This window comes from Micromonospora sp. NPDC006766 (assembly GCF_040636055.1).
Classification (GTDB): domain Bacteria; phylum Actinomycetota; class Actinomycetes; order Mycobacteriales; family Micromonosporaceae; genus Micromonospora.
In genome coordinates this window covers 1-21996 of record NZ_JBEYIX010000074.1, presented here as the reverse complement: position 1 = coordinate 21996, position 21996 = coordinate 1, and the positions used below count along the sequence as shown (strand labels likewise).

Below are 21996 nucleotides of genomic sequence, written 5' to 3'. Positions count from 1 at the left end.
GTGACGGTGTCGAGCCAGGTCGTCGGCTGGGCCGTGGGCCCCCAGGGGCGGGGGGGGGGGCGGCCCCCGCCGGGCCGGCCCCCCCCCCCCCGCGGCCGGGGCGGCCGGATCACTTACCGGCGGCCGCACCGTTCTTCAGCGCCGCCTGCCACTGCTCCTCGGCGGACTTGCCCTGCTCGATGGCGCGCAGGGTGTTCTCCACCTCGGTGCGGACCGCGTTGTTCTTCGGGCCGAGGTAGACCGGCTTCAGCTCGGTGGCACCGGCGGCGAAGATCTTGCCGGTCGGGGCGTTGCTGAAGTAGTCGTTGGTCGCGGCGGCGACCGCCGCGTCGGCCAGCGCCTGCGGCGAGGACGGCAGGTTGCCGACCGCCTTGAACGCCTCAACCTGGCCCTTGGCGCTGGTCAGGAACTTGGCCAGCTCGGCGGCCTCCTTGGGGTGCTTGCTCGACTTGGGCACGGCCAGGAAGGAGCCGCCCCAGTTGCCACCGTTGCCGGGCGCCTTGGCGATGTCCCACTTGCCGGCCGCCGAGTCACCGGCGTTGCCCTTGATCACACCGGTCATCCAGGCCGGGCAGGCGATGGTGGCGAAGGTGCCGTTCTTGAAACCGGCGTTCCACTCGTTGGACCACGACTGGAGGTTGTTGGACAGGCCCGCCGCGATCATCTTGGTGGTGAGGTCGTACGCCGCCTTGATGTCCGGGTTCTCGCCGATGACCAGCTTGTTGCTCTTGTCGTAGTAGGTGTAGCCGCTGCCGTCGCCGGCCTTCTGCATCAGCACCACGTTGTAGAAGTTGGTCGCCGAGTCGACGAACTTGTGCTTCTTGTCGGCGGCGGCGAACTTCTGGCCGGCCTCGATGAAGGCGTCCCAGGTGGGCCAGAGCGCACCGACCTCCTCGCGGTCGGTGGGCAGGCCGGCGCCCTTGAACAGGTCGCTGCGGTAGCAGACCGCCATCGAGCCGACGTCGGTGCCGAGGCCGAGCACCGTGCCGTCCGGGGTGGTGCCCTGCTCCCACTTCCACGGCAGGAAGTTGTCCTTGAGGTCGTTCGCGCCGTAGTTGGCCAGGTTCTGGAACTTGTCGGTCTGCGCGTAGTACTGCACGATGGTGCCCTCTTCCAGGGCCACCACGTCGCCGGCACCGGAGCCGGCGGTGATCTGCTGGGTCAGCCGGGTGTTGTAGTCCCCGACGCCGAGGCCCTTGCCCCGCTCCTGGATCTTGATGTTCTGGTGGTCCGCCTCGTACTGCTTGTAGAGCTCTTCGTAGCCGAAGCCCTGGTCGCCGAAGATGTCGACGACCAGGGTGATCGGGCCGTCGCTCTTGTCGTCGCCCGACTTGCTATCGCTGCAGGCGGTGGCGGCGACGAGCACCGCCACGGACGCGAGCGCGACGGTCGCGAGCCGACGACGACGGAATGGGACGCTCATCCGAGACCCCTCTTTCGATGGTGAGGCTGTGTCATGTGGTGGGGTGCCTGTCGCGCGTCTCGCCACCGGCGGCCCAAGGTGGGGCCACCGGCGGCGACCCGGGTGCGGGCAGGAATGAGATCCAGACCACTGCCGGGAGCGCTCCCATGAGATTGCCGGCAGGCACCAGGGGTGTCAATAGATCTATGGGAGCGTTCCCAGATCGTTACCGCGCCGCCGCTCGGAGAATTCAGGAGCGGTCAGCAGAAGCGGCGCAGCAGGGTGCTGACCCGAGCGGCGTCGAAGGCGTCCGGGGTGAAGCCGGGGCCGGCCCACTCGCGCATCGAGCGGTGCTCCCGGTGCGCCGGATCGGCGAGCGCGGCGAGCAGCACGGCATAGCCGGGCGGGCCACCGACGCCCTCTGGCGGGCAGGCCCGCTCCCCGTGCAGGCAGGACGGGTAGCGCTCGTCCGGGTCGGCGGTGCAGACGTCCTCCACCACCACGTCATGCTCCCACCAGTCGCCGAAGTCGTAGGTGTAACGGAACCGACTGCCCTTGCCCACCACCGAGTCCAGCCGGACGTCCAGCTCGTCGCGGAGCGCCAGCTCACCCTCCGGATCGGGCTCGCCATACTGATGCCCATCAATGTCGAACGAATGCAGGTGACAGTCCCGCCAGCCCATCGCGTGCTGTACGACCCGATGCAGCCGGTCCAGGGTGTAGCCGCCGGGGACCAGCACCCGCCGCCACACCGGCGGCCGGACCCCGGCCAGCGACACCTTGAGCTGGAAGATCTGACGCGGCATGCTGTCCCATCCTCCCTCGGCATAAGCTGCCAGCATGATCTGCCGAGCGTGCCGGGAACGGCGGCACGACGACTGTCCAGGCCGGAAGTGGTGCGACTGCCAGCACCGTACCCCCGAACCGGCACCTCCGGTCACCGGTCCGACCGGCGGATGATGGCCAAATCGCCGATCACGCGGGTCTGGCCGACGCCCTCGAGCGGTCCGTTGACCGACCCGGAGCTGGCCGCGCTCTACGGCCGCGCGCCCCGACCCCACCTGCGGACGAACTTCGTGGCCAGCGCCGACGGCGCGGTTGCCCTGGGCGGCTACTCCGCCGGGCTCTCCGGCGAGCCGGACAAGCGGGTCTTCGGCCTGCTGCGGATGCTCTGCGACGGGCTCGTGGTGGCCGCGGGCACGCTGCGCCACGAGGGCTACCGGGCGGTCCGGCTGGACGCCGCGCGCCGGGCCTGGCGCCGGGAGCAGGGCATGGCCGAATACCCGACCCTGGTGGTGGTCTCCAATTCGCTCGACCTGGACCCCGCCCAGGCGGCCTTCGCCGACGCGCCGGTCCGACCGCTGGTGCTCACCCGGGCCGGCGCCGAGCCGCCACCCGGGTTGCCCGAGGTGGCCGAGTTGGTTCGGTGCGGCGAGGACCGGGTGGACCTCGCCGCCGGCCTGGCCGAGCTGCACCGACGCGGGCTGGGCCAGCTGCTCTGCGAGGGTGGCCCGCAGCTGTTCGGCGCGCTCACCGCGGCCGACCTGGTGGACGAGCTGTGCCTGACCGTGGCGCCACTGCTCGCCGGGGCCGGACCGGCCCGGATCACCGCCGGGGACGGCAGCCCACCGCGCCGGCTGCCGCTGCGCCACGTGCTGACCGCCGCGGAGGGGGTGCTTCTGCTCCGCTACGCCCGCGACCCGGACGACGCCCCGCCCGCCGGCTCCGCCCCCGCCGCCTGATCCTTCGATCGCACGACGAGGAACAGGACCCAGCGGAGGGCCGGCGGCAAAGGAGTGCCGCCGGCCCCGGTTCAGCAGGATCAGTTGACGGAGACGGCCGACCAGGCGGCGGCCACGGTGTTGTACTCGGTGCTCGTGCTGCCGTACAGGTCCTTGGCGGCGTTCAGGGTGGCGGTGCGGGCGCCGGCGTAGTTGGTCCGCGAGGTCATGTAGACGGTGAGCGCGCGGTACCAGATCGCGCCGGCCTTGGCGTTGCCGATGCCCTTCACGGTGCTGTTGTTGCAGGTCGGGCTGTTGCCGTACGTCGACGAGCCGCTACCCACGGCGAGCAGGTAGAAGAAGTGGTTGGCCACGCCGGAGGAGTAGTGCACGTCCTTGTTGCCGACGGTGCTGGTCCAGCAGTCGGCCGAGTTGCCGTCCTTGGAGGGCTTGTCCATGTAGCGCAGCGGGGTGCCGTTGGTGCGCAGCTTCTCGCCGATCAGGTAATCGCCCGGGTCCTTGGAATTGTTCGCGTAGAACTCGACAAGCGTGCCGAAGATGTCGCTGGTGGCCTCGTTGAGGCCGCCGGACTCACCGCTGTACACGAGGCCGGCGGTGGCGCTGGTCACGCCGTGCGTCATCTCGTGCCCGGCCACGTCCAGCGAGGTGAGCGGGTACCAGCCGGAGCTGCCGTCACCGTAGGTCATGCAGAAGCAGGAGTCCTGCCAGAACGCGTTGGCGTAGTTGGAGCTGTAGTGCACCCGGCTGTACGCGGCCTTGCCGTCGTTGCGGATGCCGTTGCGGCCGAACGTGTTCTTGTAGTAGTCCCAGGTCACCTGCGCGCCGTAGGCGGCGTCGGCGGCGGCGGTCTGCCGGTTGCTCAGGGCGCCGTTGCCGAAGACGTTGTTGGTGCTGGTGACCAGGGTGCCGGTGCCGCTGGTGCCGCCGTTCAGGTCGTACGTCTTGTGCCCGCCGCGGGTGCTGTCGGCGAGCTGGTACGTGCTGCCGGACTGGGTGCTGCCCACGGTCACCGTGCCCGAGTGGAACGTGTTGCCCGTGCCGCTGTGCACGCCCTCCCACTTGTCGCGGACCTTGCCGGTGGTGGCGTCGACCAGCACGTGCAGCTCGCTCGGGGTGCCGTCGGCGTACAGGCCGCTGACGACGACCTGGTAGGCCAGCGCGGTGCCGGTCTCGGTGGCGTCGTAGACGAGTTGGCTGCCGTCGACCCGGCGGCCGGCGGCGGTGGAGGTGGCGAGCGCGATGCGGCCGGCGTCCACGGTGCCGATCCGGGCCTTGGCGCCCCGGACCGCGGCCCCGGCGCGGGACCGGCTGGCGCCCCGCCAGGCGTCGCCCTTGCCCAGGTGCACGACGGTGTCGCCGCCGAGGACCGGCAGGCCGTCCAGGTAGCGGTGGAGCCGGACGTGCTCGGTGCCGTCGGCGTCGGTCTGGACGTTCTTCAGCGTGAACGTCTGGCCGTCATCGACGAGGCCATTGCCCTCGTGGGCCCTGAGGTGGGTCACCGCGCGGGTGAACGCGTCGGCGGAGACGGGGGCGGCAGAAGCGGTTGCCGGGACGTTGACGGCGGTCGCCAGCAGGGCGACCGCGGCCAGCCCGCCGAGGAGGGGGGTACGGCGCATGAAGTTCCTACCTTCACTAGGACTGCCGATCGACGGGGGTCATCGACCGACGGCGCACGAGGCATCGATAAGGGGAAGATCCTCGATGGCGCTGTTACACATTCTTGCGGCATGGGGCCCCGGTCTGTCACGCCCTACGACCAAGATTTTTCCCACTACTTTTCGTGTCCGGTTCACCACCTGTCGAAGCGGAAGTCCGACCCACGGCGTGGCGTCCGCCGCGTCGCGTGGCAACCTGTCGCATCCCTCGGGCAGGATGCTCCTCGTGCCCCGCGACCGAGACGACCAGCCGACCGGAGACCCCATGACCGACGACCTGCTCGACGGCCCGGGCGACGAGGTCGGCCGGGTGCTGGGCACCGCCGACGCCACCCCTCTCACCTTCTGGACCGCCGTCTCCCCCGGCAGCTACCTGCAGCTCGACGACGTGGTGGTCACCCGCCGCGAGCTGCCCGACCGCGAGCCGGTGACGATCGCCGGCGTGGTCACCCAGGTGCGCGCCCGGCACGAGGGGGCGCAGTTCGACTCCGACGTCTTCGCCATCGCCGACGGCACGCTGCCCGCCCAGGTGCAGGAGGCCGCCGAGGTCACCACCACCCGGGTCGACCCGGAGCTCTACGTGCCGCCCACCCCGGGCGCGGTGGTGCACCGGGCCGAGGGCGACGCCCGGGCCCGGGCGCTGCATTTCGACCGGATGGAGCGGCGCATCCCGATGGGCATGGGCCGCGACGGCGTCCCGGTCTACCTCAACGCCGACTTCCTCGACGGCACCCGCGGCGCGCACGTCTCCATCTCCGGCATCTCCGGGGTGGCCACCAAGACCAGCTTCGCCACCTTCCTGCTCTACTCGGTCTTCCGCTCCGGGGTGCTCGGCGGCGACGCGGTCAACGCCAAGGCGCTGATCTTCAACGTCAAGGGCGAGGATCTGCTCTTCCTCGACCACCCCAACGCCCGGCTCGACGACACCACCCGCGCCGGCTACGCGCAGCTCGGGCTGACCGCCGGCGCCTTTCCCGACGTCCGCGTCTACGCGCCGCCCCGGGTCGGTGACTCCTCCGGCACACCGGACGTGAGCAGCCGGCACACCGGCGTCGACAGCTTCTACTGGACGCTGAGCGAGTTCTGCGCCGACCGCCTACTGCCCTACGTATTCGCCGACGCCGACGACGAGCGCCAGCAATACACCATGGTGGTCCACTCGGTCGCCGCCCACCTGGCCCGGTATGCCCAGCCGGCCGACGGCGGGGTGAGCCTCGACGGCGTCCGGCTCGGCTCGTACGCCGACCTGGTCGACCACATCGTCGAGCAGCTCAACGACGACGAGACCCGAGGCGACTGGGCGGGCAGCGCGGTCGGCCTGGGCACGGTCAACGCGTTCGCCCGCCGGCTGATCGGCAGCAAGAAGGACCTCGGCCGGCTCATCCGCGGCGACCTCGCCACCCGCCGCCCGCACTCGATCAACACGTCGGAAAGCGCCCAGGTCACCGTGGTCGACCTGCACAACCTGCCCGACCGGGCGCAACGCTTCGTGGTCGGTGTGACGCTCAAGAGCGAGTTCGAGCGCAAGGAGAAGGCCGGCACCGCCAAGCCACTGCTCTTCGTCGTCCTCGACGAGCTCAACAAGTACGCCCCGCGCGAGGGCTCCTCCCCGATCAAGGAGGTGCTGCTGGACATCGCCGAGCGGGGCCGCTCGCTCGGGGTGATCCTGGTCGGCGCGCAGCAGACCGCCAGCGAGGTGGAGCGACGGATCGTCACCAACTCGGCGATCCGGGTGGTCGGCCGGCTCGACCCGGCCGAGGCGTCCCGCCCGGAATACGGTTTCCTCCCGCCCGCCCAGCGGCAGCGGGCGCTGCTGGCCAAGCCGGGCACCATGTTCGTCAACCAGCCGGACATTCCCGTGCCGCTCTGCCTGGAGTTCCCCTTCCCAGCCTGGGCCACCCGGGTCTCCGAGGCCGGCCGGGCGCCCTCGCAGACACTGCGGTCGATCACCCAGTCCGCCGACCCGTTCGCCGTAGTCGGGTCGGGCGGCTCCGACGACGACATCCCGTTCTGATGAGGCGGTGACCACCCGTGAAGATCCTGCACACCTCTGACTGGCACGTCGGCAAGGTCCTCAAGGGGCAGTCCCGCGCCGACGAGCACAAGCAGGTGCTCGCCCAAGTGATCGAGATCGCCGTCGCCGAGCGGCCCGACCTGGTCATCGTGGCCGGCGACCTGTACGACACCGCCGCACCCACCTCGGAGGCGACCCGGCTGGTCACTCGGGCGCTGACCGCGCTGCGGCGCACCGGGGCGGACGTGGTGGCGATCGGTGGCAACCACGACAACGGGCCCGCGCTGGACGCGCTGCGTCCGTGGGCCGAGGCCGCCGGCATCACGCTGCGCGGCAGCGTACGCGACAACCCGTCCGAGCACGTCATCGACGGGGTGACCGCCGACGGCGAACGCTGGCAGCTCGCCGCGCTGCCGTTCCTGTCCCAGCGGTACGCCGTCCGGGCCGTGGAAATGTACGAACTGACCGCCGCCGAGGCCAACCAGACGTACGCCGACCACCTCGGGCGGGTCCTGGCCCGGCTGGCCGAGGGGTTCACCGAGCCCGACCGGGTGCACCTGGTCACCGCGCACCTGACCGTCGTCGGGGCGAGCACCGGCGGCGGCGAGCGGGACGCGCACACCGTCCTCGGCTACGCGGTGCCGGCCACGGTGTTTCCCGGCAACGCGCACTACGTGGCGCTGGGCCACCTGCACCGCTCGCAGCGGGTCATCGGCCCGTGCCCGATCCGCTACAGCGGCAGCCCGCTCGCCGTCGACTTCGGTGAGCAGGAAAATGTCGGCTCGGTGACCCTCATCGAGGTGACCGCGACGACGGCCGCCCGGGTCCGGGAGGTGCCGGTGCCCGGCGCCACCCCGCTGCGGACGGTCCGGGGCACCCTGGCCCAGCTCGCCGAGATCGACCCGCCCGACGGCTGGCTGCGGGTGTACGTCCGCGAGCAGCCCCGGGCCGGGCTGCGCGAGGAGGTGCAGGAGCTGCTGCCCCGGGCCCTGGAGATCCGGATCGACCCGGAGCTGGTGCCCGCGCCCGGCAGCGGCACCCGCACCGCCCAGCGGGCCGGCCGCTCGCCCCGGGAGCTGTTCGCCGACTACCTCGGCAGCCGGGGCCACGCCGACGACGGCGTCCAGGAACTCTTCGACGAGCTGCTCGAGGAGGTCGACCACTGATGCGGCCGATGCGGCTGGACATGGCCGGCTTCACCGTCTTCCGCGAGGAGACCACCGTCGATTTCACCGACGCGGATTTCTTCGCGCTCGTCGGGCCGACCGGCTCCGGCAAGTCGACGGTGCTGGACGCGATCTGCTTCGCCCTCTACGGCACGGTGCCCCGCTGGGGCGGCGCCCGGGGTCTGGCCAACGCCCTCGCCCCGTCGGCGAACGAGGCCCGGGTCCGGCTGGTCTTCGAGTCCGCCGGCGACCGCTACGTGGCCACCCGGGTGGTCCGCCGGGACGGCCGGGGCACGGTGAAGACCGCCAACGCCGGGCTCCAGCTCATGCCGCCCGGCTTCGACATCACGAAGCTCGACACCGGGCTGAGCCCGGAGGATCTCGGCGAGGTGGTCGCCGGCACCCCGGCCGAGATGGAGCGGGCGGTGCTGGACGCGGTCGGGCTGCCGTACGAGCAGTTCACCAGCTGCGTGGTGCTGCCGCAGGGGCAGTTCGCCGATTTCCTGCACGCCAAGCCGGCCACCCGGCAGCAGATCCTGGTCAACCTGCTCGGGCTGGGCATCTACGAGGAGGTCCAGAAGCGGGCCACCGAGCGCGCCGGGCAGGCCGAGGCGAAGCTGGAGACGGTCGACAAGCTGCTCGGCGGCCTCGCCGACGTCGACGACGCGACCCTGGCCGACGTGCGGGGACAGGTCGACCGGATGCGCGACCTGGCCGAGGCGGTCGCGGTGGCCGTACCGGAGCTGGAGCGGGCCCGGGCGACGGCGCGTGAGCAGGCGGCGGAACTGGCCGCGCTGGACGCGGAGCTGACCGTGCTGGCCGGGGTGCGCCCGCCGGACGGGATCGCCGAGCTGGCCCGGGCGGAGGCCGCGGCCCGGGAGGCGGCCGACGAGGCCACCGCCGCGGTCGGGCTGGCCGAGGAGCGGGAGGAGAAGCTGCGCGGCGAGCTGGCCGCGGCCGGCGACGAGAGCGCGCTGCGGCTGCTGCTCAAGGCGCACGGCGACCGGGAGAAACTGACCGGCGAGGCGGCGACGGTCCGCTCGGCGGTCACCACGGCACAGGCCGAGCACGACGCGGCGCTCGTCGCCCTCACCGCGGCCCGCGCGGCTGCGGAGCGGGTCGAGGCGCAGCTGGAGGCGGCGTTCCGGGCGCACGAGGAGGCGAAGGCCACCGACCAGGCGGTGGCGCTGCGGGCCCACCTGGTCGCCGGCGCCCCGTGCCCGGTCTGCGAGCAGGAGGTGTCCCGGGTACCGGCGGTGCCCGCCGGGTCGGCGGTGGCCCGGGCGGTCGCGGCCGGCAAGGCGGCCCGGGCGGCCAGCGAGGCGGCCAAGCGGCTGGTGCAGGAGCGCGACGCCGCCGCCCGGGAGCTGGATCGGGTGCTGCTGCGCGCCCGCGCCGAGCATGACCAGCTGCGGGTCCGGCTGACCGAGCTGGACGAGCAGCTCGCCGAGGCCGCCGCGCCGCAGACGCTGCGGGAGGGCCTGGCCGAGCACGCCCGGCTGCGCCGCGCCCTCGAGGAGGCGGCGGGCGCGGTGCGCGCCGGCCGCGAGGCCGCCCGCCAGGCCCGGGGCGCGCTCGACGGGGCCCAGGAGCGGCTGCGCCGCGCCTGGCGTCAATTCGACACCACCCGGGACGGGCTGGCCCGGTTCGGTCCGCCGGCCGCCGACCGCGACGACGTGGCCGCCGCGTGGACGGCCCTGACCGGCTGGGCCAACGAGCAGGCCGACCGCCGACGCGTCGACCGGGAGGCCCGGGCGGCCTCGGTCGGCACGGCCGAGGCCGCCGCCGGCGAGGTCGAGGCGCGGATCGGCGAGTTCTTCACCGCCGCCGGGCTGGCCAAGCCCGGCGACCCGCTGCGGGACACCGCGGTGGCGGTGGAGCGCGCCGAGGCGGAGCTGCGCCGGCTGCAGGAGCGCCGTGAGCAGGCTGCCGAGCTGCGTGAACAGCGGGCCGGCCACGAGCGGGAGGCCAGGGTTGCCCGGGCTCTCGCCGGCCACCTGCGGGCCAACAACTTCGAACGCTGGCTGCTGGCCGAGGCGCTGGACCTGCTGGTCGACGGCGCGTCGCGGATCCTGCGGGAGCTCTCCGGCGGCCAGTACGACCTGGTGCACGACAAGGGCGAGTTCTTCGTGGTCGACCACCACGACGCCGGGCTGCGGCGCGGGGTGCGGACGCTGTCCGGCGGGGAGACGTTCCAGGCGTCACTGGCGCTGGCGCTGTCGCTGTCGGAGCAGCTGGCCGGGATGTCCACCAGCGCGGCGAGCCTGGAGTCGATCGTCCTCGACGAGGGCTTCGGCACGCTCGACGCGGCCACCCTGGACACCGTCGCCGCCACCCTGGAAAACCTGGCCGCCCGGGGCGACCGCATGGTCGGCGTGGTCACCCACGTGCCGGCCCTCGCCGAGCGGATCCCGGTCCGCTTCGAGGTCCGCAAGGACGCCCGCACCGCACGGGTGGAACGGACCGGCCGGTGAGCGGGGCGGCGCGGCGGGGCCAAGACGGCGCGGCGGGTGCGACGTGACCCGGTTCTACGTCGACGCGTGGGATCCGGCGTACGGGGCGTCGTTCGAGGCCGCCGGCGGGGGCGGACCGGCGGCGCCGAGCAGTGCCCAGGTCGACGCTGACGTCGAGCTGCCGGCGGCGGACTGGCGCGCGGTGGACGTCCGGCGTGACGTATCCGCCCCGGACGTGGTGCTGCTGGTCGACGGGGTACGCCGGATCGACGCCAGCATCTGGACGGCCGAGGAGGACGGCGGCTCCTTCCCCGGCATCGCCGCCTCGTACGCGGCCGGGGTGGTCCGCTGCGACCTGGGGCGCGGTGCGGCGCAACTGGCCGGCACCCGGGTGGGCCGGGGCCTCTTCACCGCCAGCCCGTCGGCGCAGGACGTGGTGGCGGGGCAGATTCGCTACCCGGTGCACCGCGTCGGCGGCGCCGGCGAGCTGAGCAAGCTGCCGGCGGCGGTGCAGGCCCCGCTGACCGCGCTGGAGGTGGCGGTCTCCGACGCCGCCCGCACCGACGGCGACCTGCTGGTGGTGGACGGCCCGCTGCGTAGCCGCCGGCAGCTGCCGCGCACCCTCGGCTACATCAAGTCCCAGCACAGCCAATATCTGGACGCCCGGCTGGCCGCGGTGGTCACCGGGCTGGCCCCGGGGCAGCGCTGCCCGGTGTTTCGGCTGGGCACCGCGTGGGGCGGCTACTCCTGGTATTTGCGGCTGCCGGGGGCCGGCGGGGCGCCCTGGGCGGGCATCGTGCGGGTGGAGTGCTCCGCCGAGCTGCCCGAGGCCGAGGCGATCGAGCTGGCCGACCTCTCGCTGGTCACCCTGCCCCGGTTCGCCTCCAGCCCGTACAAGGACCCGCGGGCCCCACAGAACCTGGTCCCCATCGGCGGCCTGGAGCGCACGCTGCGCGCGCGGCTCGGCGACGCCCGCCTGCTGCAGCGACGTTTGAGCATGGCGGCCCAGCGAGGGCGGCGCTGATGGGCCGCCGACGTGACACCGACCGGGTGGTCGAGCAGGTCGACACGGGGCAGGCCGAGTTGGCGCCCGACCCGGACCGACCGGGCTCGTGGACGCTGCTGCTGGACGGCGCGCCGCAGTCCCATGTGGATCTGGCGGATCCGACGCACCTGGAGTTCGAGTACGTGCGGCGGCTGGCCGCCGCGCTCGATCTGATCGCGCCGGCCGGCAACCCGCTGCGGGTGCTGCACCTGGGCGGGGGCGCGCTGACCCTGCCCCGGTACGTCTCGGCCACCCGGCCCGGGTCCACCCAACGGGTGGCCGAGCTGGACGGCGCCCTGGTGGACCTGGTCCGCCGGGCGCTGCCGTGGCCCGCCGACCCCCGCCTGCGGGTGCGGGTGGCCGACGCCCGGGCCACCCTGACGTCGAGCCGGGACGCCAGCTACGACGTGGTGGTGGCGGACGTTTTCGCCGGCGCCCGCACCCCCGCCCACCTGACCTCGGTGGAATTCGCCGCCGAGGTGGCCCGGGTGCTTCGCCCGGGCGGGTCCTACCTGGCGAACATCGCCGACGGCCCGCCGCTGCGCCACGCCCGCGCGCAGGTGGCCACGGTCCGGGCGGTGCTGCCCCGGGCCTGCCTGGTCGGTGACGCGGCGGTGCTGCGCGGGCGGCGCTACGGCAACCTGGTGCTGGTCGCGTCCCGGGTCGAGCCGCCGGTGCCGGAGTTGACCCGGCGGGCCGCCGGCGACTGGTTTCCGGGCCGGGTGCTGGCCGGCGAGGAGCTGGACCGGTTCGCCGGGGGCGCCGCGGTGGTGCACGACGCCGACGCCACCGACTCCACTCCGCCGCCGCCCGGCATTTTCTCTCTGCGCCGTTGATCCGCTCGGCGGATCGGGCGGTGTCTGGCCCGGAGACGGGCCGGCAGGGCCCCACGTACGGGCGTCAACCCTTCTCCCAGGGGCTCGGCACCGGGAAGTAGGTGCCCAGGAAGGGCGTGAGGATCGACAGCTGAGCGACGAGATCCTCCTCTGTGGAGTACGCGTCGTTGAGGCAGAACACGTGCCGGTCCCGCTTCGCCAGCAGGTGCGCCAGGCGCGCAGGCGTATCCGGGTGGGACAGCTCGGCGATGGCATACTCCAACTCGCCCGGCACCGCCCGCCCGGTGTGGAAGGCGTAGTAGTGGTGCAGCGACGAGGCGATAGAGATGTCCGTGACGCCGCGGAACTGGTTGCCGGCCGTGCCCCGGTGCTGAGGCGCGAAGGTCTTCTCGATTTCGTACAGCACGCCGCGTCGCAGCGCGTGCGGCATGTGCTTCATCTTCTGCGTCAGGACCGTGCCGAACCGCTCGGCGATCAGCGCCCGGTTGTTCTTGCCGGCGACGGAGGCCGGGATGTCGTCGGCCGAGGGCGGGCCTGGCGGCACAAGTGCCGGCGACGGGAAAAACCTCGTGATGCCGTTGGCCAGGAAGAAGTCCCGGGGCGTGACGTCCCGGCCGAGGAAGACGTCGTCGTTGAAGTAGAGGAAGTGCTCGGACAGCCCGTCGATGTGGTGCAGCTGGCTCTCGATGGCGTGCGAGTTGAAGGTCGGCAGCACCGACGGATCGTCGAAGATCTCCCGGTGGCTGACCACCCGCAGCCCGGGGGCGGACGGATCCAACCAGGGCGGGACCTGATCGTCGGTGACCAGATAGACGGTACGCACCCAGGGGGCGTAGGTGTGCAGCGAGCGCAGCGAGTAGCGCAGCTCGTCCCGGCTGAGGAACCGGGCCGCGTTCGCCGACTCGGCGTGGTACGGCGTGCCGGCCGCCTCGGCGCGCCGGCGTAGCCACGCCGGGTCGGTGCCGTCCACCCAGGTGTAGACGACGTCGATCGGGAACGTCACGTCGTCGGGGCGCCGGATCGCGAACTCCGGCCGGGTCCGGACGGTCACCGCAGGGTCGGCCGGTCCGAGCGCGGTGAACAGGTCGGCGGGCGCGTGGAGAATCGGCCCGACCGCCGGCACCTCCGCCGCGGCCAGGTTACGTCGCGGGGCGACCAGCCGGTTCTCCCGCCGGGTCCAGAACTCCAGCTCGCAGCCGTACGGCACGCCGAGCACCAGCCGGTGCCGGGGCTCGGTCCAGTACCAGGTCAACCGGACCACGTCGGCCTTCCCCAGCCGGCGCCACGCCTGCGGCTCGAAGCCCGGCACGGACGACCGAGGCTGGCCGTCAACGACTTCGGCGACGTACCCGGGTACCCGGCGGCACGCCTCGGCGAGCGCCGCGTACACCCGGGCCCGGTCGGCCGCGTCGACCCCGACCACCGCGTTCCGGTCGGAGCGCCCGCGTACCCCGAAGTGCTCCACTCCGGCCTCGACGAGCGCCGCGGTGACCGCGGCGAGATTGGCGGCCCGGGCCGACCAGGGCGACACGTCCGGGCGGACCAGGGCGATGCGGGCCCGCCGGTCCACCGTGACCAGGACCCGGTCACCGCCGGCCAGGAGCTCGGGCTGGCGGCGGGCCAACCGCTCCCCCCGCCGCACCGACGGCTGCTCGCCGCCGGCCACCTGGGCCACCCATTGCTTGACCTGGTGCCGGGTCTGCGGACTGAGCCGCCTGGCGATCGCTCGGCGGGCCTGCGGACTGAGCAGCCGCCGGTACGTGTCGACGAACCGGGACGGTTCGGCGACCGCCCGGGAGTTGTCCCGCTGCTGCCCGTCCGTCATCGCTGTGGACCCGGCAGGGCCGCGATGGCGGCGGCGACCCGCTGACAGTTGTTCCGGTCCTGGAAGGCGAAGAAGTCCGCCGCCCGCCGCGAGTACTCCTCCTCGCGGACGCAGCCGTTCTCCAGGTACCGGATGATGGCGTTCACGGTCTCCTCCGCCGTCTCGCAGACCGGGCCGAACCCGTCCTCCCCGTGCTCGAAGTAGCCCTTCCGGTAACCGCCGATCGTCCAGAACTCCTCGGCGTCGAACTGGGCGTAGATCAGCGGCGTGCCGAGATACGCGACGTCGAACGCGGTGGACGAGTAGTCGGTGATAAACAGGTCGCATTGGCGCAGCGCGTCCTGCACGGTCCTCGTGGTCTGGTCCGCCATTGCGAAGCAGTCCGCCTCGGGGAGGATACCTTCCAGCGCCTTGCGCATCTCGTAGTGCGGAAGCAGTTCCAACACGTAGCCGTGCTGGCGCAATGCCTCACGCAGCCGCTCGCTGCCAAACAGTTCGGACACGAAGGTCTGGTACGCCGAGCCGTCAAATGCGATTCGCGGCTTGGCGTTGGGGTTGTACGACGGGGCGACCAGGTAGGTACGCCAGGTCGGCATAAAGAGAATCCGACGTCTCCCTCGCTCGGGAATCAAGGCGTCGAAGCGCGGCATACCGGTGTTTGCCACCAGGTCCCCGTAGTCGAGGTCCTTCGACACGAACTCCGCTTCCCGTCCTGCGACGGTGACGAAGAGGTCGAAGGCGGTGCGGGCGCGGTGCAGCCCGGCACTGACGTCCTTCTCGGTCACTCCGTGCTGGAGGAAGACCCGGGACGCCCCAACCCGCCAGTTCAGGTGCTTCAGGAACCGCGACCGCTCCCAGCCGGACGGAAGCATGTACGAGTCGATGTCGTAGGAGTTAATCAGCTTGGTGGCGTGCATCATCAGGAACTTGTGCCGGAAGGAGTCGTAGGTGACGACATTGCCGAGCCCGCGCAGCCGCTCGCGGTCCTTGCTGTCCTTGGTCAGCACGTAATAGACGTTGCGCCGGCGCTCCACCTTCCGCAGGTAGCGGAACAGGTGCGAGGAGTTGTCCTGGGCGGTGTCCGTGCGCTCACCGATCAGCCAGATGTCCCGCTGGCGCATGATCGGCTCGGTGAGCATGCGCAGCAGCCGCCACTTCCAGAACGGGCCACGGGAGGCGACGTGCCGCAGGTCCTTGCGCATCATCATCCGGCGCCATCGACGTCGCCCGGTTGCGCCACCCTGCTGCTGAACCAACAGCGCTGCGTTCTCCCGCTCGGTGAAGGTGGGGAGCAGCCGAGTGTCGCCGGCCAGCTTCACGGTGGAGTCGCGCAGGAAGCCGACAGAGACCAGGCACTGCCGGGATGCCTGACCGGTCTCCGTGTCGAACACGAGCCGCAGGCTGTGCTGCCCGGTGCGCAACTGGCTGATCGGGATTTCAGCCGAAAAGCCGCTCCACTCCTGGTCCTCATCCGCGGCCATGTTGTCCATTCGCCGTTCGGGCATGACCGGCACAGTCAGGCTGCTGCCGCGAACCCGCAACCCGAGGGGGGTGGTGATGGGAGAGCGCATCGGCAGACCGTTGACCACCACCTGGCCCGCAATCTTCAGCACGTCACCCGAGGGCGAGAGCCGAGCCTGCTCCATACGAGCGGCCACCGTCGTCACCTTCGTCAATGGAAGCAACGCGGGCGTGACGGGATAGTCGAGGTAAAGGTCACCACCGCAGGCGACGACGCCGCGCAGCTTCTTCCACGGGCGCGAGAACAGCTCGAAGTCGTACGATTTAAAGGCCAGATAGGCAACCCGGTGTCGGGTGTCCAGGGTCCACCGGGCGATGAACGACGGGTCGAGGTCCTGGTAGATCCGACTGCACGCCTCGAAGATCTTCCAAAGATCAGCGTCCTCGAACAGCCGGTGGGCGCGCATCGCGAAACCCTGGTAGCTGCGGACCAGGAACCGGTCCAGCACCTCGCGTCGGAACACGTCCAGGCCCGGGCGCAGCTCCGCGACAGTCTCGCAGAGCAACAGGTGGTCCCAGAAGTTCTGCTCGCGGACGAACAGGTTGTCCATGATGGACGTCGCCATCTCGCGCTTGCGGTACTGGTAGACGACCTCGTCGACCAAGGCGATGCGTTCGGCCTTGAGCAGCATCGGGATGGCCAGGAAGGCGTCCTCGAAGTGGACCCCCTCCCGGAACCGCAGCCCGTTGGCCCGGAGTTGGGCGAGGTCATAGAGCTTGTGGCACGGGCCGGCATCGAAGATCAGGTCGGGTGCGTCGACCACACTCTGCAGGAGGCGGTCGCCCTTGCCAAAGGGACTCTTCCAGAGGAAGGCGGTGGGCTTGGGGAAGGTGTCCATGTCGCCGACGGCGATGCTCGCCTGGTGCTCGACGATCGCCTTGAGCAGCAGTTCGATGGCGCGCGGCGGCAGGAGGTCGTCCGAATCGACGAACGAGACGTACGGCGTCGACGCCATGTCCAGCGCTCGGTTCCGGGCGGCGCCCGGCCCGGCGTTCTCCTGCTGGATGGCGGTCACGTTCGGGCGCTCGGCGGCGAATTGCTTCGCGATTGTGTCGGAGCCGTCGGTGCTGCCGTCATCCACCAGGATGACGTGACACCGGTCGAAGACGGTCTGTGCCGCGATCGACTCCAGCGTCTCGGGCAGGTAGTCCGCGACGTTGTAGACCGGGACGATGATCGTGACCTGAGGGGCGCGGCCTACCACACTGAGCTCCACTGGGGTTCGCGAGAAATTGACGAGCTGGTCGAAACGTAGGGCATGACCGGGGTCAGCTGACTGGTCAGCCACCATCCCGCCGCTGCCCCGGCCGGTCATCGGGGTCCGTCCCCCAGCCGGGTGGCGCGAGTTGCTGCTGTTCCAGGCTGGCGGCGATGCGCATCGAAGGCAGCGTGGGTGCGTCCAGGCGCGGACCGACTCGCAGCGCTGGTACGGTCTGGGCGTCCACCTGCCGGCCGGTCCGGAGGGCAGGCGTGGTCGGGGCATCGACCTGCCGGCCGCGCCGGTCCACGTCGCGCGACTGCCGCCACAGGGCGGTCGCGCTGAGCTTTCGGCGCTCGGCGACCACGTCGTCGGGCAGCTCGAACGGCGCCGGGAAGGGCAGGTAGCGCGGCAGGAAATCGGCCAACATGCGCTCCTGCTCGGCGAAGGCCTCCGGATCCGAGTCGGTGTCGTTGAGACAGAACACCTCCCGGTGGCGGCTGGCCAGAAGTTCGGCGAGCCGGGCCGGCGTCGAGGGGTGGCCGAGGTCGGCGTACTCGTACTCAATGTCGCCCGGCACCGCCTGTCCCGTGAGGTACGCCCAGTATTGGTGCAGGGATGACGGGATGGACAGGTCGCCCTGGTGCCGGAACTGGTGCCGGGCCGTCTCCATCACGTCCGCGTGCAGCACCTGCTCGATCTGGTGCATGATGCTGCGCCGCAGCGCGAACGGGGTGTGCTTCATCTTCTGCGTGATGGTGACGCCGAACTGCCGCTGGATGTGCCGGCGGTTGTTCTTGCCGGCGGCGTTCACCGGCGCGTCGCTCGGCTTCGCCTCCCCCAGGCCGAACTGCGCCGGCGAGAGGAAGAACTTGGCGATCCCGTTGGCGTGGAAGAAGTGGGTCGGTAGCACCGGCCGGCCCAGGAAGACGTCGTCATTGAAGTAGAGGAAGTGCTCTGCGAGCCCTTCGATGCGGTGCAGCCGCGACTCGATGGCGTGCGAGTTGAACGACGACCGTCCACCGAGATCGGCGAAGAGTGTGGCGTGCGTCACGACCGTGATCATCGGATGGGCCGGGTCGAGCCAGCTCGGCAGCTGACTGTCGGTGACCAGGAAGATCCTGCGCAGCCAGGGCGCGAAGCTGTAGAGGGACCGCATCGCGTACCGCAGCTCGTCTCGGTTGTGGTAGCGCGAGGAGTTGGCCGCGACCGCGTGCCGCGCCTCGGGCGAGGTCAGGGCGGCCATCTTGCGGCGCAACCACTCCGGGTCCGATCCGTCCACCCAGGTAAAGACGGCGTCGATGGCGAAGCCCACCCGATCCGGCGCCCGCACAGCCAGATCACGGCGGGTACGGTACGTGTGGTCGTCAGCCTCGGGGACGAAGTGGCTGAGCAGTGCGGCGGCGACCCGGACCGATTCCGCCTGGGCCGGCGCCTCGTTAACCACCGCGTTGTGCCGGGGTGCGTGAACCACGTCGTCCGCCCGGCTCCAGAACTCGATCTCGCACGCGAACTGGGCGCCCAGGACGACATTCGCCCGCGTGTCGGTGACCGGGAACCAGACCTGGATCACCTCGGTGGGCGCCAGGTCGGGCTGGTTGCTGCCGGGACGCACCTCGACGGTGCGGACGTGCGCACCGGAGAGCACCCGCGCGGAGCGGACCAGGCGCAGCACCTCGGCCCGCTGGTCCTTCAGCACCGCTATCGAGCTGCGCAGGTAGTCGTCGTTGCGCAGGCAGTGGTAGTCGATCCCCGCCGACTCCAGCGCGGCGGTCACGGCCCCGAGGTTGCGGTGCCACATCTCCAGCGGCGTCGCGGCGGCCACCACTTCGGCCTCGGTGCGGACGCCCCCCTCGCTGACCGTCACCCGGGCGCCCACCGGATGCACGACGTCACGGCCGCCGGGCCGGGTGAGGGTATGGACAAGGCGGAGCCGGCGGTGCTGCGGCAGCAGCCCCAGCAGCCGACGCCGCACCGCGGGCGGCAGGAGACGGTAGACCCTGAGCGCGATCATCGGAACGGCTCGTCAGTGCTGACGGCCGCTGCTTGCACCGTCATCGATCAGGGCCGGCAGAGTGAGGTCGGCGACGCCGGAGACGGTACGTGGATAAGTTCAGCGGCACGCATCCCTGACAGCCCTTCCCAACTTTCTCCCCGTCAGCCGCCACGGATCCCGCCCGTCACGCCGACCCGGGCAGACGCGCAACGGGCCAATCGGACAACGACTGCGGCCGTTACGTTAACAGCGGATTCATCGTCGGCATATCGGCGGTTCACCCGCTCAACGCCGGATGCCGTCCATTTCGTCCCCTTGCGCCGGACTGTCCCTGCTTCACGCTCGGCAAGTGAACCTTTTCGGCTGAGCGGGTTCCACCATTTCGGCTGATCGCCGCCAGCCTTCCGTCCCTGCCGCCGGTCCCGGGCCCAGGGTCCTCCGCCACACCTTCGCCGGCCTGGCAGAGTATCGGGGTGACCCCCGCCGGACCCGCCGCCACCCGGACACTGCGCCCCCCTGCCGGCTACCGGCTGGCCGCGTCGGTCCGCGCCCTCACCTTCAGCGCCTACGACCCGTGCGCCCGGATCGTCGCCGGCGGCCTCTGGTGGGCCACCCGCACCCCGGCCGGTCCGGCCACGCTCGGGCTGCGCCCCGAAGCCGGTGACCTGGTCGCCGAGGGGTACGGCCCGGGGGCCGACTGGGTGGTCGAGCGGGCCGACGCGGTGGCCGGGCTCCGCGACGATCTGACCGGCTTCGCCGACCTGGCCGCCGCGCATCCCGCGGTGGCTCGGCTGGCCCGGGAGCACCACGGGCTACGGATGCCGGCCACCGGCCAGGTCTTCCCCCGGCTGCTCCGCGCCGTCCTGGAACAGAAGGTCACCGGCAAGGAGGCGTACCGGGCGTACGCGGCCATGGTCCGGCACTTCCGTGAGCCGGCACCCGGACCGTTGCCGCTGCTGCTGCCGCCCGAGCCGGCGGCGGTCGAGGCCAGCCCCTACTGGGTGTTCCACCCGTTCGGGGTAGAGCAACGGCGGGCCGACACGCTGCGTCGCGCGGCCGCCGCCGCGCAACGGCTGGAACAGTGCGCCGACGCCGCCGAGGCCACCCGCCGGCTCACCGCGATCCCCGGCATCGGCCCGTGGACCGCCGCCGAGGTGGTCCGGACCACGTACGGCGACCCGGACGCGGTCAGCGTCGGCGACTACCACATTCCCAACACGGTGGCCTGGGCGCTAGCCGGGGAGCCGCGCGGCGACGACGCCCGGATGCTGGCGTTGCTGGAGCCGTTCCGGGGGCACCGGGGGCGGGTCTGCCTGCTGCTGGAGGCGGCCGGCATCCGAGCACCCCGGTACGGTCCCCGGGCGCCCATCCGATCCTTCGCCAACTACTGACCGTGGGTGTTTCCCGGTGCGACGGTCACGGCACCGGCGCCGCGGTGGCCTCCGTGGCCGGCAAGAACTCACCGACTTGCTCGTCGAGGACCTGGGTGTAGTGGGTGAACGAGGTGGTCAGCAGCCACAGCTTGAAGATCAGGAGAAACTCGAAGGCCAACAGCAGAGCCCCGGCAACCACGGGGACTGCGATCACGGCGCCGGTCAGCGGGGCGATGATGAAGACCGCCATCTGGAACTCGATGCCACTGATCAGGTGCACCCGGACGCGGGAGCGGATGAGCAGGTCACGCAGACGGGTGAAGCCGGTGAAGCGCGAGCGGAAGTCCCGCTCGGTGGCCATCTCGGGTCGTTGGATGACGGCCGCCGTGCTGGGCGCGACATTCGTCAACAGTTCCTCGTCGTAGTCCGCCCCGACCATCGCCGCCAGTTCCGGCGACGCCTCGGTCCGCTGGGCGAGCGCTTGGCGCATCGTGTTCTTGACCTGCCCCAGCTGCAGGGCGTTCAGGTAGCGGAACATGTCCAGAAAAACCACGGCGCCGCCGACCACCAGGAAAATCGGGTCCCCGGTGACCTGGTACTGCCCGCCCATCAGGGCGATGGTGCAGATCAGCACCCGAACCCGGTCAAGAATGTAGTCCAGCCAGGCGCCAAAAAGGCTGCCGGTGCCGTTGAGTCGGGCCACCTTGCCGTCCATGCAGTCGACCACGAAGCTCAGGTGGAAGATCACCGCGCCGACGATCAACCACCCTGGCGTTGCCGCGGCGAAGGCTCCCGCGGCAACGAGGCCGAGCAGGAGGGCGAGGAGCGTCAACCGGTTGGGGGTCACCCACGGGTATCGGGCAACGAGCCAGACCAGCCGCGAGGCGAGCGGATCGACGAGAAAGACCGTCCACCACGAGTCGCGCTCCTTGTAGGTGCGGGATTGCACCTCTGCCACGGTCAGACCGGCAGCCATATCTCCCCATTTCACGATCTCTACATCGAGAATTCGGCGGGAGTTTACCCTACGGACAGCGGTATGACGGTTGCCAAGCGGTGGCCCGCAAAACAGGGCTTAAGGTGGGATTTTTGGCTTCCGTCCTGCTGAAGAATTGCAAGCCGACAGTCAACAGACCGCCTGTCGCAATCCCACAGACGAACGCGAAAACGCACCGATCAAAATCGCGCCGCGCACCCAACTCGGGCACGACGGGCGCCTCCTCGCTCGATTCACCGCCAGCGTACGGGCGGGGCGGAGGCTAGGCGGCTTCGCGGAGGTCGGCCAGGTCGACCGGGGCGTACCGGCGGAGCAGTTTCTCCAGCTCGGCCACCGAGGCGACCTCGCCGATGACGTTGGCGCCGCCGCCGTGCTCCGGGCGATAGCGGTGCACCAGCCGGTACCGGTAGCGCCCCCGGATCAGCTCCACGCTGACCCGCCAGCGCCCGCAGCACCCGCAGCTCCACTCCGGCACCCGCGAACGGTAGCGCTGACCTGCGGTTTCGCCATCCGGCCACCGGTGACGAGGAGGCCGGGCCGGGGACACGCCGCCCGACACCGACGGTGATCCGCCTCACCACTGTCGGTGGCGTCTGATTGACTGGTCGCCGTGGACCTGCCGATCAATCCGCCGGTCGAGCCGATGCTGGCCAAGAGTGTGCCCCAACTACCCACCGCCCCCGGCCTGACGTACGAGCCGAAGTGGGACGGCTTCCGCTGCATCATCTTCCGTGACGGCGACGAGGTCGAGCTGGCCAGCCGGGGCGGCAAG

The 21996-nt window shown here is 71.4% G+C and carries 15 protein-coding genes and 1 pseudogene; 8 read left to right on the top strand and 8 right to left on the bottom strand.

What is annotated here, in order from left to right:
• Window positions 1-109 precede the first annotated feature (109 nt).
• Together ABZ671_RS30625 and ABZ671_RS30620 are read right to left on the bottom strand one after the other, a co-directional pair.
• Complete coding sequence (locus ABZ671_RS30625) at window positions 110-1423, bottom strand: extracellular solute-binding protein (RefSeq protein WP_357864643.1); 1314 nt, start codon at window positions 1421-1423, stop codon at window positions 110-112.
• A gap of 239 nt (window positions 1424-1662) precedes the next feature.
• A complete protein-coding gene (locus ABZ671_RS30620; protein WP_357864641.1) occupies window positions 1663-2208 on the bottom strand; it encodes a plasmid pRiA4b ORF-3 family protein in 546 nt (181 codons plus the stop codon).
• A 150-nt stretch (window positions 2209-2358) separates the two neighbouring features.
• Here ABZ671_RS30620 and ABZ671_RS30615 point away from each other — a divergent pair, with 150 nt between their 5' ends.
• A complete protein-coding gene (locus ABZ671_RS30615; protein WP_357864639.1) occupies window positions 2359-3144 on the top strand; it encodes a pyrimidine reductase family protein in 786 nt (261 codons plus the stop codon).
• Window positions 3145-3224: 80 nt separating this feature from the next.
• Here the strand turns inward: ABZ671_RS30615 and ABZ671_RS30610 are convergent, their stop codons facing one another.
• Entirely contained in the window at window positions 3225-4760 is a 1536-nt protein-coding gene (locus ABZ671_RS30610; RefSeq protein ID WP_357864638.1) for a M4 family metallopeptidase, read from the bottom strand.
• 304 nt (window positions 4761-5064) lie between these two features.
• On the opposite strand from ABZ671_RS30610, the gene ABZ671_RS30605 reads away from it, so the two are divergent.
• Genes ABZ671_RS30605 through ABZ671_RS30585 form a run of 5 tightly spaced genes read left to right on the top strand, consistent with a single transcriptional unit; the run spans window position 5065 to window position 12313 of the window.
• Window positions 5065-6813 (top strand): ATP-binding protein, encoded by a 1749-nt coding sequence (locus ABZ671_RS30605; RefSeq protein ID WP_357864636.1) that lies wholly within the window; start codon window positions 5065-5067, stop codon window positions 6811-6813.
• Window positions 6814-6830: 17 nt separating this feature from the next.
• On the top strand, window positions 6831-7979 hold the full coding sequence (locus tag ABZ671_RS30600; RefSeq protein ID WP_357864635.1) for an exonuclease SbcCD subunit D: 1149 nt from the start codon (window positions 6831-6833) through the stop codon (window positions 7977-7979).
• Complete coding sequence (locus tag ABZ671_RS30595; RefSeq protein ID WP_357864634.1) at window positions 7979-10453, top strand: SMC family ATPase; 2475 nt, start codon at window positions 7979-7981, stop codon at window positions 10451-10453. The genes ABZ671_RS30600 and ABZ671_RS30595 overlap by 1 nt, the downstream gene beginning before the upstream one ends.
• Window positions 10454-10496: 43 nt before the next feature.
• Window positions 10497-11456 carry a hypothetical protein gene (locus tag ABZ671_RS30590; protein WP_357864632.1) on the top strand — a complete coding sequence of 320 codons (960 nt, stop codon included), beginning with the start codon at window positions 10497-10499 and terminating at the stop codon, window positions 11454-11456.
• Complete coding sequence (locus tag ABZ671_RS30585; RefSeq protein WP_357864630.1) at window positions 11456-12313, top strand: fused MFS/spermidine synthase; 858 nt, start codon at window positions 11456-11458, stop codon at window positions 12311-12313. The genes ABZ671_RS30590 and ABZ671_RS30585 overlap by 1 nt, the downstream gene beginning before the upstream one ends.
• 64 nt (window positions 12314-12377) lie before the next feature.
• On the opposite strand, the gene ABZ671_RS30580 is transcribed toward ABZ671_RS30585, so the two are convergent.
• From ABZ671_RS30580 to ABZ671_RS30570, 3 genes are all read right to left on the bottom strand, one after another.
• Entirely contained in the window at window positions 12378-14138 is a 1761-nt protein-coding gene (locus ABZ671_RS30580) for a stealth family protein (protein ID WP_357864628.1), read from the bottom strand.
• Window positions 14135-16864, bottom strand: a complete 2730-nt coding sequence (locus ABZ671_RS30575) for a CDP-glycerol glycerophosphotransferase family protein (RefSeq protein WP_357864626.1) — start codon at window positions 16862-16864, stop codon at window positions 14135-14137. Before ABZ671_RS30575 ends, ABZ671_RS30580 begins: the two co-directional genes overlap by 4 nt.
• 76 nt (window positions 16865-16940) lie before the next feature.
• On the bottom strand, window positions 16941-18872 hold the full coding sequence (locus ABZ671_RS30570) for a stealth family protein (protein ID WP_357864625.1): 1932 nt from the start codon (window positions 18870-18872) through the stop codon (window positions 16941-16943).
• 455 nt (window positions 18873-19327) lie between these two features.
• On the opposite strand from ABZ671_RS30570, the gene ABZ671_RS30565 reads away from it, so the two are divergent.
• Window positions 19328-20245 carry a DNA-3-methyladenine glycosylase 2 family protein gene (locus ABZ671_RS30565; RefSeq protein ID WP_357864623.1) on the top strand — a complete coding sequence of 306 codons (918 nt, stop codon included), beginning with the start codon at window positions 19328-19330 and terminating at the stop codon, window positions 20243-20245.
• A 25-nt stretch (window positions 20246-20270) separates the two neighbouring features.
• Here the strand turns inward: ABZ671_RS30565 and ABZ671_RS30560 are convergent, their stop codons facing one another.
• Both ABZ671_RS30560 and ABZ671_RS30555 read right to left on the bottom strand, forming a co-directional pair.
• Window positions 20271-21176 (bottom strand): CDP-alcohol phosphatidyltransferase family protein, encoded by a 906-nt coding sequence (locus ABZ671_RS30560; RefSeq protein WP_357864621.1) that lies wholly within the window; start codon window positions 21174-21176, stop codon window positions 20271-20273.
• A gap of 310 nt (window positions 21177-21486) precedes the next feature.
• Window positions 21487-21699, bottom strand: coding sequence for a hypothetical protein (locus ABZ671_RS30555; protein WP_357864620.1), 213 nt, complete (start codon window positions 21697-21699; stop codon window positions 21487-21489).
• A 135-nt stretch (window positions 21700-21834) separates the two neighbouring features.
• Here ABZ671_RS30555 and ABZ671_RS30550 point away from each other — a divergent pair.
• Window positions 21835-21996 (top strand): annotated as a pseudogene (locus ABZ671_RS30550) (ATP-dependent DNA ligase); the annotation flags it as partial.

Excerpts from the sequence above, each read along its gene's own strand:
- ABZ671_RS30625 (WP_357864643.1), bottom strand. The coding sequence starts at position 1,423 with ATGAGCGTCCCATTCCGTCGTCGTCGGCTCGCGACCGTCGCGCTCGCG.
- ABZ671_RS30620 (WP_357864641.1), bottom strand. The coding sequence starts at position 2,208 with ATGCCGCGTCAGATCTTCCAGCTCAAGGTGTCGCTGGCCGGGGTCCGG.
- ABZ671_RS30615 (WP_357864639.1), top strand. The coding sequence starts at position 2,359 with ATGATGGCCAAATCGCCGATCACGCGGGTCTGGCCGACGCCCTCGAGC.
- ABZ671_RS30610 (WP_357864638.1), bottom strand. The coding sequence starts at position 4,760 with ATGCGCCGTACCCCCCTCCTCGGCGGGCTGGCCGCGGTCGCCCTGCTG.
- ABZ671_RS30605 (WP_357864636.1), top strand. The coding sequence starts at position 5,065 with ATGACCGACGACCTGCTCGACGGCCCGGGCGACGAGGTCGGCCGGGTG.
- ABZ671_RS30595 (WP_357864634.1), top strand. The coding sequence starts at position 7,979 with ATGCGGCCGATGCGGCTGGACATGGCCGGCTTCACCGTCTTCCGCGAG.
- ABZ671_RS30585 (WP_357864630.1), top strand. The coding sequence starts at position 11,456 with ATGGGCCGCCGACGTGACACCGACCGGGTGGTCGAGCAGGTCGACACG.
- ABZ671_RS30580 (WP_357864628.1), bottom strand. The coding sequence starts at position 14,138 with ATGACGGACGGGCAGCAGCGGGACAACTCCCGGGCGGTCGCCGAACCG.
- ABZ671_RS30570 (WP_357864625.1), bottom strand. The coding sequence starts at position 18,872 with ATGATCGCGCTCAGGGTCTACCGTCTCCTGCCGCCCGCGGTGCGGCGT.